Here is a 14,088-nt window from a genome sequence, read left to right on the forward strand (position 1 = left end):
CAAAAAATTGACCCAAAGACAGTAGCTTGCTAGCATCCCATCCTGAGAATAATTTTATAACAACTGCAATACATTGTGTATTCGGAAATGTTAATTTAAGGTGTGGGAGCGCGTCATGCAATCAATCGTTACAACGGCAAATGGACAAATCATAGATGCTCGTGGAGAGATCTCGATTGAAACCAGCAGTGGTAAGAAAACTTTAACGATTGGCGAGCATGTTCCGGTCGGTTCGACGCTGTTTATCCCCACCGAATCCAATCTATCTATCGCATTTGAAGATGGCAGCATGTTTGACAGTAGCGCCTCCGCATCGAAACCATCTAATATTGCAGAAAATAGCGATACCACTAACGCCGAAAGTATTGATGCACTAACTGAAATCGAGCAACTACAAGCACTGATTCAATCAGGAGAAGATCCAACAGCTAATTTACCAGAGACAGCTGCAGGTGGAACAACGAATAATGAAGGTGGATCTGATTTCATCTCCGTTGGCCGTGATGGCGCACAAACAATAGCTGCAGCAGGCTTTAACACCCAAGGTCTGTCACAGGATTTAGCTAATACAGCTGTAGAAACAACCATCATTACCGATGAAAGCCCAACGCTGACAACAAATGACACAGCCAGTATTGAAGAAGATACTCTAGCTAGCGGCAACGTATTAGACAACGATTCCGATAATGACAGTGCGTTATCAGTCGTCAGCTTCACCGTTGACGGCCAAACCGTTACCGCCGGCACCACGGTAGAACTCGACGGCGGCACACTCGTCATCAACGCTGATGGCTCATACACCTTCACACCCAACGACAACTGGAACGGCAGCGTTCCTGTGATCACCTACACCACTAATACGGGCGCAGAAGCGACGTTAACTATTGAAGTCAGCCCGGTGGATGATGCCTCAGTGCTGACCAACGACAGCAACACGATTGCAGAAGATACAGTCGCCACCGGCAACGTACTGGATAACGACAGTGACATCGACAGCGAGTTATCAGTCGTCAGCTTCAGCGTCGACGGTCAGACCGTCACCGCCGGTACCACAGTTGAAGTAGAAGGCGGCAGCCTGGTGATCAACGCCGATGGCTCATACACCTTTACGCCCAACGATAACTGGAACGGCAACGTCCCGGTGATCACTTACACCACCAATACCGGCGAAGAAGCGACGTTAACCATCGTCGTCACTCCGGTGGATGACACCGCGCCGATTGGTGCAGATGATGCCGCTAACGTCGACGAAGGCGCGCAAGTGGTGATTGATGTCGCCAGCAATGACGCGGACAGCGAAAGTGAGCTGAACTTGGGCAGCATCGTGATTGTCGGCCAGCCTGCCAACGGCACGCTCACCGTCAATGCCGATGGCACCGTCACTTACCGCCATGATGGCAGTGACACCACGCAAGACACCTTTACCTACACCATTGAAGATGCGCAGGGCAACGTCTCTGAGCCGATCACCGTCAACGTTGATGTCAACGCCGTCGATGACACCGCGCCGATTGGTGCAGATGATGCCGCTAACGTCGACGAAGGCGCGCAAGTGGTGATTAATGTCGCCAGCAATGACGCGGACAGCGAAAGTGACCTGAACTTAGGCAGCATCGTGATTGTCGGCCAGCCTGCCAACGGCACGCTCACCGTCAATGCCGATGGCACCGTCACTTACCGCCATGATGGCAGTGACACCACGCAAGACACCTTTACCTACACCATTGAAGATGCGCAGGGCAACGTCTCTGAGCCGATCACCGTCAACGTTGATGTCAACGCCGTCGATGACACCGCGCCGATTGGTGCAGATGATGCCGCTAACGTCGACGAAGGCGCGCAAGTGGTGATTGATGTCGCCAGCAATGACGCGGACAGCGAAAGTGAGCTGAACTTGGGCAGCATCGTGATTGTCGGCCAGCCTGCCAACGGCACGCTCACCGTCAATGCCGATGGCACCGTCACTTACCGCCATGATGGCAGTGACACCACGCAAGACACCTTTACCTACACCATTGAAGATGCGCAGGGCAACGTCTCTGAGCCGATCACCGTCAACGTTGATGTCAACGCCGTCGATGACACCGCGCCGATTGGTGCAGATGATGCCGCTAACGTCGACGAAGGCGCGCAAGTGGTGATTAATGTCGCCAGCAATGACGCGGACAGCGAAAGTGACCTGAACTTAGGCAGCATCGTGATTGTCGGCCAGCCTGCCAACGGCACGCTCACCGTCAATGCCGATGGCACCGTCACTTACCGCCATGATGGCAGTGACACCACGCAAGACACCTTTACCTACACCATTGAAGATGCGCAGGGCAACGTCTCTGAGCCGATCACCGTCAACGTTGATGTCAACGCCGTCGATGACACCGCGCCGATTGGTGCAGATGATGCCGCTAACGTCGACGAAGGCGCGCAAGTGGTGATTGATGTCGCCAGCAATGACGCGGACAGCGAAAGTGAGCTGAACTTGGGCAGCATCGTGATTGTCGGCCAGCCTGCCAACGGCACGCTCACCGTCAATGCCGATGGCACCGTCACTTACCGCCATGATGGCAGTGACACCACGCAAGACACCTTTACCTACACCATTGAAGATGCGCAGGGCAACGTCTCTGAGCCGATCACCGTCAACGTTGATGTCAACGCCGTCGATGACACCGCGCCGATTGGTGCAGATGATGCCGCTAACGTCGACGAAGGCGCGCAAGTGGTGATTGATGTCGCCAGCAATGACGCGGACAGCGAAAGTGAGCTGAACTTGGGCAGCATCGTGATTGTCGGCCAGCCTGCCAACGGCACGCTCACCGTCAATGCCGATGGCACCGTCACTTACCGCCATGATGGCAGTGACACCACGCAAGACACCTTTACCTACACCATTGAAGATGCGCAGGGCAACGTCTCTGAGCCGATCACCGTCAACGTTGATGTCAACGCCGTCGATGACACCGCGCCGATTGGTGCAGATGATACCGCTAACGTCGACGAAGGCGCGCAAGTGGTGATTAATGTCGCCAGCAATGACGCGGACAGCGAAAGTGAGCTGAACTTGGGCAGCATCGTGATTGTCGGCCAGCCTGCCAACGGCACGCTCACCGTCAATGCCGATGGCACCGTCACTTACCGCCATGATGGCAGTGACACCACGCAAGACACCTTTACCTACACCATTGAAGATGCGCAGGGCAACGTCTCTGAGCCGATCACCGTCAACGTTGATGTCAACGCAATCAACGATGCCCCAATAATCGGCACTATCACAAGTACCCAGGTCTCAGAAGAAGGCCTTGCTAATGGCTTGGCTGACAGCAATGGCACGACTGACACGACTGACTCTGTGACTGCATCGGGGACAATTGAAATTAATGATGCTGATGGCGACGCCCTTACTGTATCGCTATCTGGGCCAGCGGATATAACGTCTGGTGGGGAAACTGTTCAGTGGGGTTGGGATGATAGTACCGACACCTTGACTGGCTATATCGGTATTCCTGACACTGATTCATATCAGGCAGTAATGACGGTAGTGCTATCAGGCCCTGAAGGAAATAGCTCAGGGGAGTGGAGCTATGATGTCACACTGCTTGCACCAGTTGATCATCCGGATACCACATCTGAAGATAATCTCTCTTTAGATTTCGGCTTAAATGTAAGTGATGGCAAAGGCGGAACTACCAACGGTAGCCTTAATGTCATTATCGAAGATGATGCACCAGAAGCAAACGTTAACAGCATTAGTGCCAACAATGGCGCAGGTCAATTTACTGGAACGCTTAACGTACAAGGTGCCGATACAGATTATTCAGCAGATTTAACCGGCAATATCTCGAACTGGAGTAACGAGCCTGGCAGTGAACTGCATTTTGCTGACTCTGGTTTAACGACAGATGGAGAGACTCTCTATTACTTTGTCGACCCAGAAAACCCTGACGTTATGATTGCATATACCAGTAGCAGTCCAGCTGGGTATGACGAGACTAACGCTGAACAATCTGTAGTCTTTACTCTATCCGTGGATCCTAACTCAGGTGAATACGTCCTAGATATGCAGCAGTCCATCACTGAAGTGATTACCACAAATGCAAATTTAGCTGGCTCGATCCCAGGTGGTAATGACGAAGACCTATTCATTTTATTAGAAGGTACAATGGTCGGCGAAGCAGCTGAAGGTGATGTTGTTCAATGTACATTAACGGCAAAAGGCCCTAATAACGCAACCTTAACAGTCAATACAAGCAATAATGGGGTTGGAGTTGGTACAGGCAAAGATATTGGCGACGGTGAAACGTTAATTTTAACCTTTAGTAAGCCTGTGACAAATAATTTAAGCATTACCCTTAGTGCTAATAGCGGTAAAGAATACACTAGTAAAGCCACATTCTCTGTTTCGGGTACTGATGCCGATGGCACAGCTATTACCCATACTTTTGTCGGCACTAGTGCAGAATTTAAGGCTTATCTGTCAAACTCATCTTTTGCTGAGGTTAATCTCATCGAGCTATCAACTGCGGATGGCGGCTCAGACTTTAACCTTCAGGCACTCAATACTGAAACCATTACGACTGACACGACTGGCACTACTCTCGATTTCACTGTGGATATTATTGACAGTGATGGCGACGTAGACAGCGATAACAATTTCAGTGTGACTTTAACTCCACCATCGGCACTGTCAGCTGTAACCCCTTATGGATTTGCCAGCCTAAATGAAGCAACTTTGCTGTCAGATGCTGCAGACAATGATACTGACACCTTATTATTCAAAGCTGGCGATGCAGAGATCACAGGCTTTACCTTTGGTAATACCGATAACATTGACGTACAGGGTATTCGCCAGCCAATGAACTGGCGTATCGAGGATGGCAAGCTTATCGGCTCAATGAATGGCCGTGGCGATCTCCTTAAGTTAACTCTTGATTGGGACGCGATTGCAGCAGGCCAACAAGGTGCTGTTGTTCTTGATGCCGAGCTATTAGGCAAACTACCTCACAACGTTGATGTGGATAATCTCTCCGTCACAGGTATTGAAGTCATTGCAACTGATAGCTTAGGCTCTACAGCCTCATCGAGTATTACCGTTAATGTTGCTGATTATAATGTAGCGCCAGATGCTGGAAACGACTACCTTGGTAGTGGCTTATCAAGCGCATACTATGGTTACAACCAAGGCTCTGATGGCGGTAATCTCACATCTGTTGAGCAGGTGATGAACTTTATCAACAGCAAAGACCCTGATGCACTATTTACAGCAACCACCCTAAGTTATGGCTGGGGCAATGGCGATTTAGGTACTGGCCAAAGTTTACAGACCTTCTTAGGTAGCGATGCCGCAAGCCTAACGGCAGATCCGGGTAATACTTCTGATGCTATCTTGCATATGCAAGGAACAGTACAGCTTGACGCTGGCCGTTATGGGTTAAAAGTAACCGCTGATGATGGCTATGCCATTAAAATCGATGGTCAAATTGTCGCTATATTTTCCGCGAATCAATCATCAAAGACTCGCTATCCTGGTGAGGAAGGTCATGTTTACTTTGACATAGCCACTGATGGTAGCCATGAAATTGAAATAATCTACTGGGATCAAGGCGGTGCTTACGAACTCGACATTGAGCTAGGGCAGTTTGAACAAGATGGTACCCAGATTGGTGGCTATACACCACTTGGTGATCAGATATTGACTCAACCGGCTCAAGTGCTAGAAGACACACCATTTACTTTTCAAGCCTCGACACTCTTAGGCAATGATAGCGACCCTGATGGCGATGCTATTGAAATCATCAATGCCGGCAATGCCAGTCACGGCACGGTATCGATAGATGGCCAAGGTAATATCGTCTTTACGCCGCAAGAAGGTTATACCGGACCTGCTAGCTTCGACTATACCATCACAGATCCCGATGGTTTAGTAGATACTGCAAGCGTATATTTTGATGTCATTCCAACCAGAACTTACCAGTATAAGTCGGGTACCGACGGCGATAACGATATCAACGGCAGTGATAATCATGATGTGATTGTAAGCGACACCGAAGGCTTGCAAATCGTGTCTGGTGAAAATTATAACCTCGCCTTTGTACTCGATTCCTCAGGTAGTATGGGTCGTGAGATCCAAACGGCTAAAGAGCAGTTAACCAGTGTATTTGAAACCTTATTTAATAGCGCTAAGGGAGCTAATGCCGGTGTTGTGAATGTTCTGTTTGTCGACTTCGCATCGGCAACAAAAATGAATGTTTCCGTTAATCTTGCCGACGAAAATGCATTGAGCACACTGAAAAATGCCATTAATGGCGTTTACGCCGATGACAACACCAATTATGAAGCAGGCTTTGACTCAGTTATCGACTGGTTTAATAGTGATGCCATTACAAATAATGAAGCAACAAATCTCACCTATTTCATCACCGATGGCCAACCTAATAACAGCTCTAGTGATAACGCCAGCAGTTTCTATGTTGGATTGGATGGAAATTCGCATCACTTTATCACTCTAGATAGCCTTATCAATAACGGGCAATACAGTCTGGGAGATGTTGTTACACTCGATGGCAAAGTTATTATCGATGAGAATGGGCAGGTATTTTCTTTATATACCAACCAGAAACAAGGCGACATTGAAGCTAAAAAGAACGGCAGCTATCGCTTCGAGGAATCGGCGACTAATGCCGAACAAGCTCAACACTCATTTGGCTTATTAAATGCGGTTTCAGAAGTGAGAGCGATAGGTATAGGTGATGGCGTATCGACACAGACCCTAGCACTTTATGACACTGACGGTAATGTACAAGCGCAAATCGATGTCAGCGACCTTGCAAGCGTGATTTTAGGTTCTGAAACCTTACTCACGCAAGGTGACGATAACACCGATGGCGGTGCCGGAAATGATATTATCTTTGGTGATTTAGTTAAATTTAACAATATTGATGGGCAAGGATTTGTTGCTCTGCAAAAATATGTTGCAAACGAAACCAACGAAAACATTAATGACGTATCCTTAAAAGATATCCATAGTTATATTCGCTCGCATATTTCTGAATTCGATATCAATAACACCAATGATGGTGCGGATACATTAATGGGCGGCTTAGGTAATGACGTACTTTTCGGCCAAGGCGGAGATGATGAACTACTAGGTGGGCTTGGAAACGACAGCCTCATAGGCGGCTGGGGAGAGGACACCCTGATTGGCGGCCTAGGTGATGACACCTTAACTGGCGGCGTTGACGCTGATACCTTCGTCTGGCAACAAGGCGATACGGGTACCGACCATATTACCGATTTTAACGTCAAGCAGGACAAACTCGATCTAAGCGATCTGCTTCAAGTTGAGACTAAAGATAATTTAGAAACGTATCTGCACTTCTCTGTTGAGAATGGCAACACGACTATCGAAATTGATGCAAACGATGATGGTCATGTCGATCAGATGATTGTACTTGATGGGGTCGATTTATTTGCCGAACTTGGTGTTAACAGTGATGCCGAAGTGATCAACTCACTCTTAGGCACGAATGGGGATGGAGCGCTAATCATAGACGATGCAAGTTCTGCTTATTCTAGTAGCAGTACCGAACCATTAACTTTCTATACTCCACAAGAGCTTGATAGCAAAATTATGTAGTTAATGCATAAGATGATAGATGATAGCACTAGTTAGTCATACTAATTGGTGCTATCAATCCTTTTGTTATGTCCTGTTAATACTTCTATAATTAAAATCAAATAATGTTTAATAAAATCTTAAGGATATGTTTTTAAGGTGCAATCCACAGCGTCTCCAAAAACTGAGCAATGGACCATTTCAGCCTCGCAACGAGTGACTGTCGACCCTTTGCTAGACAGTTTAGTCCTATTAACCGAATATTTCGGTAGCCCCTGCTCTAGCGAATCTCTGGCCGCAGGTTTACCGCTGTCTGGCAGCATTTTAACCCCAGAGCTAGTACCACAAGCTGCTGGCAGAGCTGGCCTTACCGCCAAATTAACCCGCAAAGGCTTAGATCAAATCTCGCCTATTTTTCTTCCCTGTATCTTGCTGCTTAAAGACCAAAAGGCCTGTTTACTTCGAGAAATAGATTTAGAAAACGATCGCGCCGTCATTCAACTGCCCGAAAGTGGTGGTGAAGAGCAGCTGACCATAGAAGCGCTCGAAGCCCTGTATGTGGGTTACCTCTTTTTGGTTAAACAGCAATACCGTGGCGACATGGGCTTTGATCTGCGCCTGCACGATAATAAAACCCACTGGCTATGGCAAACCCTGAAAGATTCAGCACCGATTTATCGTGATGCATTAATTGCTTCGGTATTGGTCAACCTGTTTGCGCTGGTATCACCACTATTTATTATGAATGTCTACGATAAAGTGGTACCTAACCTTGCATTTGAATCACTTTGGGTATTGGCAATTGGTGCAGGTATTGCGTATATCTTCGATTTTATTATGCGACAGCTGCGCGCCTACCTAATTGATGTTGCTGGTAAAAAAGTCGATATTATCGTGTCATCACAGCTCTTTGCCAAAGCCATTGGTATCCCATTAGAAAAACGCTCTCCTAGTGTCGGTGGAATGGCCAGGCAACTAGGTGAATTTGACAGTATTCGCGAGATATTAACATCGGCCACCATCACCACCTTAGTGGATCTTCCGTTTGCCATATTTTTCGTCATCGTCATCTATATCGTGGCTGGCGACTTGGCAATTATCCCCTTAATTGGGGGCGCCATTATTATCGGCTACACCTTATTTATGCAGCCTCGGCTTAAGGTCGCAATCGAAGAGAGTAATAAGTTTGCCAGCTTAAAACATGGTCATCTTATTGAATCGCTTGCTTCATTAGAGTCAATAAAGTCTAGCGGCGCTGAAGGGCTTGTACAAAAAAGCTGGCAGCAGATGATAGGTCATACCGCTAACTGGCAATTAAAGGCCAAAAAAATATCGACATCAGTCACCAATATTGCCAATTTCATAGTGCAACTATCGGTCGTTTGCGTGGTTATTTTAGGGGTTTATCGAGTCGCGGATAACGCAATATCAATGGGTGGCATTATTGCCGCGGTGATTTTATCGAGCCGTGCTATCTCGCCAATGGCACAGTTAGCCGGCTTAATGACCCGTGGCAATCATACCGCCAGCGCCCTGCGTCAACTTGATCAGATAATGACACAAGAAGATGAGTTTCAACATAAAGGACACTTGGTCAGCAAGCAGCGCTTACAAGGACAAATTAACGCCGACCATGTCAGCTTTAATTATCCGGGCTCTGAACGCCCAGTACTGCACCCTATGTCCTTGTCTATCTCACCTGGTGAGCGTGTTGCGATTATCGGTCGCAATGGGTCGGGTAAAAGTACCTTGGCTAAACTGCTTGTGGGCTTATATCAACCCACTAAAGGTAGCCTGCGCTACGACGGCCTAGATGCAGCCCAAATTCACCCCACTGATTTACGGCGTAACTTTGGTTACTTACCGCAAGACATTACCCTGTTTCATGGCACTATTCGCGATAATATTCTATTTGGTACTCGCCAAGTGACCGAACATCAATTGATTCGGGCAGTGCAACTCTCTGGCGTCAATCAATTTACCGATATAGAGACCGAAGGCTTAGATCAACAAGTAGGTGAAGGTGGTCAATCTTTATCACGTGGTCAGCGCCAAACCATTGCACTTGCTAGAGCAACCCTTAACGATCCACCCGTTCTGTTAATGGATGAACCTACTGCCAGTCTAGATGCGCGCGCCGAAAAGCAGTTTATTCGCGCCATGAAAAACGTGACCAAAGAGAGAACCTTGTTACTGATCACCCATAAAATGCACCTGCTTAACCTAGTCGATCGCATCATAGTGTTAGATCGTGGCCATATCGTGGCTGACGGCCCCAAAGATGCCGTGCTGAATAAACTCGCCAAAGGGCTATTATCTGGAGGTCCAAAGGGTGAGTAAACACTTAACGACCCATGATTTAGAGATGGTGGATGACGTTTATGGCGCCATGATGACCGATGCCCCAACCAGTCATAGACTGATTATTTGGGCTTTGTCGGCATTAATTGTGTGTTTTTTATTGTGGGCCTATTTTGCGAAATTAGATCGTGTCACCACTGGCATGGGTAAAGTCATTCCCTCGTCGCAAATTCAGGTGATCCAGAGTTTGGATGGCGGCATTATGCAAGAGCTATACGTTCAAGAAGGGATGATGGTCACTAAGGGGCAACCGTTAGTGCGTATCGATGATACCCGCTTTAAATCTGACTTTGCCCAGCAAGAACAAGAGGTTTATAGCCTGCAGGCTAATGTATTGCGCCTGCGTACCGAACTTAACAGCATCACCATTTCTGATGTCGCCTCGGATTGGCGCGAGCAGGTCAAAATTGTTAAGCAGCCACTTCAATTTTCGCAAACACTCATAGATAACGAACCCGATTTAGTGCGTCGCCAACAAGAAGAGTATGAGGGGCGTCTCGATAACCTCAGTAATCAACTTGAAATTTTGGCGCGTCAGATCCAGCAAAAACAACAAGAAACCCAAGAGCTGGCATCAAAAATATCGACCTTAACCACCAGTTTTCAGTTAGTCACACGAGAATTAGAGCTGACACGTCCCCTGGCTAAAAAAGGCATTGTGCCTGAAGTTGAGCTACTCAAACTAGAACGTATCGTCAACGATATTCGCGGTGAGTTAGCGTCGGTTAGGTTATTGCGCCCCAAAGTGAAAGCGTCACAAGACGAAGCGATTTTAAAGCGACGCGAAGCACTATTTGTGTTTGCCGCTGACACACGAACTCAGCTCAATGAGATGCAAACTCGCCTGTCTCGTATTAACGAAGCGCAAGTGGGCGCGCAAGACAAGGTCAGCAAAGCCGAAATCGTCTCGCCAGTCAACGGTACCATTAAAACAGTGCATATCAATACATTAGGCGGAGTTGTTCAGCCTGGCATTGATATTATCGAAATTGTGCCGTCAGAAGATCAGCTATTGATTGAAACCAAAATTTTGCCAAAAGATATCGCGTTTTTACATCCTGGCTTACCCGCCGTTGTTAAAGTGACCGCTTATGACTTTACCCGTTATGGTGGTTTAAATGGCGTTGTGGAGCACATCAGTGCCGATACAACACAGGACGAAGAGGGAAACAGTTTCTATCTTGTAAGGGTTAGAACTGAATTATCAAGTTTGACGAAAGACGATGGAACCTTAATGCCCATTATTCCGGGGATGTTGACCTCGGTAGATGTAATAATTGGGCAAAGATCCGTGCTGGAGTACATACTTAATCCAATTTTAAGAGCAAGAGATACAGCTCTACGTGAACGTTAAGTTCACCGAAATTAACCAGGGGGGTTACAACATGAGTAAGCAAACTGTACTTCAGCTAAAACGCAGCGCCATGACGCTAGCTATTGGCGCGATGTTACTACCAGGAGTCGGTTCTAGCCAAACACTAGAACAAGCAGTCGCTCACACACTGGATACCAATCCAGATATTCGTATCGCGTTTAACCGTTTTAAAGCACGTGAAGAACAAGTGAGCCAAGCGTACGCAGGCTACATGCCAACGGTCGATATTAGCGGTGGCTATGGCTGGGAACAAACCAACAGCCCATCAACCCGCAGAAAAGCAGGCCTAGGGGATGTTGATAGCGATGGCGTTATCGAGCTCACTCGTGGTGAAGCAGGCTTTAGCATCAAACAGATGTTATTCGATGGTTTCTATACCTCTAGCGAAGTCGATCGTTATAGCTTTGAAGCCAGTGCCGATCAGTGGGCACTGTTTGCCGCAGCCGAAGATATTGCACTCGATGTAGCCAATGTCTACGTCAACTATATCCGTGCTGAGCAAGTATTAACCTTGGCAGAAAAAAACCTGCAAAGTCATAAAGACATTTACGACCAAATTAAGCAGCGTACTGATTCTGGCTTAGGTTCAATTGCCGATTTATCACAGATCACCGGTCGTCTTGCACGCGCCAATGCCAATGTGATTTCAGCGAAAAACAATTTTTACGATGCCAAAGCGCAGTTCGTCAGAATTGTTGAGAAACAACCTGAAGATCTCATTGTCCCAGTACCCGATGATGACATGCTACCGGCTGACTTAAACAGCAGCATTCAAATTGCTCAAGACAACCATCCGGTATTAAAATCGGCGGCGAGCGATATCACTGCTGCCGAATATGAACGCTCATCGGCACAATCTAACTACTATCCCAAGCTAACGTTAGAGTTGGGTGGTAATTGGAATAACGACATCGACGGTGAAGATGGTTATTCGCAGAATGTGGGCGGCCATAGTAATGACTTAGTGGCCATGGTTCGCGTCAAATACAACCTGTTTGCCGGTGGTAAAGATGTAGCCCGTGAAAAAGAGGCGGCCTACAAACTGGGCGAAGCCAAAGAGATTCGCCAACGCGCTTATCGTCAAGTCGTCGAAGGGGTCAACTTAGCCTGGAACGCCTATGAACTGCTCGAGCCTCAAAAGATGTATATTCGCGACCACGTTGTGGCCGCCAAGGATACACAAGTGGCCTATAGCCAGCAGTTTAATTTAGGTCAGCGTACCCTGCTCGATCTGCTCGATACAGAAAACGAGCTATTTGAAGCACGTAAAGATTATTTAGAAGCCGAGTATGATGAGATCATTTCTGAATACCGAATTCTTAATGCCACAGGAAGATTATTAGAATCACTTCGAGTTACTCGTCCCGATGTGTGGAAGGGTGAACGCGAATATGAAGGGGGAGTTAAATAATGAAAGCTCTATTAATACTCGTCAGTATCGCCTTAATTGGTGGCTGTTCGATGCGTGACACAGTCAACATGGACACTCCTACAGAGCAGGTATTTGACCTCAATGACAATGACAGAGATGGTGTCATTGTTGCCAGAGAGCGCTGCAACGACACCGTCGCAGGCGCCACTATCGATAACTATGGCTGTGGTAAAATCAAACCGATTAACGAACGGCAGGAGTTAAAGATATTGTTTGCTAACGATTCTTTCTACATTGATCCTCAGTATTATGACCAGGTAGAAACCGTTGCGACATTTATGAGACAGTACCCTAATACCCAAGTTACAATCGAAGGTCACTGTAGTAAAACAGGCTCTTACGATCACAACTTAACTCTGTCACAAAACAGGGCGAATGCGGTAAGCTCACTACTGTCAGAACGTTTTGGTATTGATAATGGTCGAGTGACAGCCATTGGCTACAGCTATGACCGCCCCGTTGATCCAACCAACACGCCAGAAGCGCACAAGCGCAATCGCCGCGTGATCGCTGAATTAACCGGGGAAGACACCACTGCTGACATGAAGTGGAATATCTATACCGTGGACGAAGAAGTTAAATAACCCAAAATAGTCGGAGAACATGAAAGCAAAATTTGGCGGACATCGACAATTCTTAAAGGTCTGCCAACTTAGTGTGATGGCGATGACCTTAGGGTTCTCATGCCTATATGCTTCTCCTACTCATCAACTGGACGCAAACCGTATCACCTCGACTTTAGAGAGCAGATACGGTGAGCGCGCCGGGAAACGCGCTAAAGCCTGGTTTAAGGTACTCAATGAAGCGCAGGGACTGAGTGAGCTGGAAAAAATCACTAAAGTGAATAATTTTTTCAATCTATTTCGGTTTATCGACGACATTAAGCTTTGGGGTGAGAGCAACTACTGGGCAAGTCCTATGGAATTTATTGGTGTCAATGGCGGTGATTGTGAAGACTTTTCTATCGCAAAATATTTCACTCTACTGCAACTTGGCATTGACGATGACAAATTACGCATCACTATGGTCAAAGCCACCTCAGTTAACCAATACCACATGGTGCTGGCCTACTATGAAACACCAGGCTCAATTCCCTTAGTACTCGATAATCTCGACCGCACCATAAAACCAGCAACGCAACGAAACGATCTTATTCCTGTGTACAGCTTCAATGGTCGAAAGCTATGGTTAAACAAAGAGAAAGGACGTGGTGTGCTTGCAGGCTCATCTGAACGTCTTGAAAAATGGAATGATCTCAAACAAAGATTGGGTGTCGAACGACTGAGAATGCCCAAATTAAGATTGGAGTAG

General features: G+C 47.2%; 6 protein-coding genes. All 6 read left to right on the top strand.

Annotated features, from left to right (window positions below; genetic code table 11):
- The first annotated feature begins 115 nt into the window (after nt 1–115).
- The 6 genes from AC0VXX_RS16655 to AC0VXX_RS16680 all read left to right on the top strand — a co-directional run bounded on the left by AC0VXX_RS16655 (nt 116) and on the right by AC0VXX_RS16680 (nt 14,088).
- The gene (locus AC0VXX_RS16655; protein WP_475515182.1) at nt 116–7,630 is read left to right on the top strand and encodes a retention module-containing protein; all 7,515 of its coding nucleotides are present in this window, start codon (nt 116–118) and stop codon (nt 7,628–7,630) included.
- A gap of 138 nt (nt 7,631–7,768) precedes the next feature.
- Nucleotides 7,769–9,949: a type I secretion system permease/ATPase gene (locus AC0VXX_RS16660; protein ID WP_475515183.1), complete on the top strand. Its 2,181-nt coding sequence runs from the start codon at nt 7,769–7,771 to the stop codon at nt 9,947–9,949.
- A complete protein-coding gene (locus AC0VXX_RS16665; RefSeq protein WP_475515184.1) occupies nt 9,942–11,324 on the top strand; it encodes an HlyD family type I secretion periplasmic adaptor subunit in 1,383 nt (460 codons plus the stop codon). The genes AC0VXX_RS16660 and AC0VXX_RS16665 overlap by 8 nt, the downstream gene beginning before the upstream one ends.
- Before the next feature lie 31 nt (nt 11,325–11,355).
- Nucleotides 11,356–12,756: a TolC family outer membrane protein gene (locus AC0VXX_RS16670; RefSeq protein WP_475515185.1), complete on the top strand. Its 1,401-nt coding sequence runs from the start codon at nt 11,356–11,358 to the stop codon at nt 12,754–12,756.
- Complete coding sequence (locus AC0VXX_RS16675) at nt 12,756–13,361, top strand: OmpA family protein (RefSeq protein WP_475515186.1); 606 nt, start codon at nt 12,756–12,758, stop codon at nt 13,359–13,361. The genes AC0VXX_RS16670 and AC0VXX_RS16675 overlap by 1 nt, the downstream gene beginning before the upstream one ends.
- Before the next feature lie 19 nt (nt 13,362–13,380).
- Nucleotides 13,381–14,088 (top strand): transglutaminase-like cysteine peptidase, encoded by a 708-nt coding sequence (locus tag AC0VXX_RS16680; RefSeq protein WP_475515187.1) that lies wholly within the window; start codon nt 13,381–13,383, stop codon nt 14,086–14,088.

This window comes from Shewanella sp. QJM3NY_23 (assembly GCF_056173105.1).

Coding starts and splice junctions, on each gene's coding strand:
- AC0VXX_RS16675 (WP_475515186.1), top strand. CDS start 12,756: ATGAAAGCTCTATTAATACTCGTCAGTATCGCCTTAATTGGTGGCTGT.
- AC0VXX_RS16655 (WP_475515182.1), top strand. CDS start 116: ATGCAATCAATCGTTACAACGGCAAATGGACAAATCATAGATGCTCGT.
- AC0VXX_RS16670 (WP_475515185.1), top strand. CDS start 11,356: ATGAGTAAGCAAACTGTACTTCAGCTAAAACGCAGCGCCATGACGCTA.
- AC0VXX_RS16680 (WP_475515187.1), top strand. CDS start 13,381: ATGAAAGCAAAATTTGGCGGACATCGACAATTCTTAAAGGTCTGCCAA.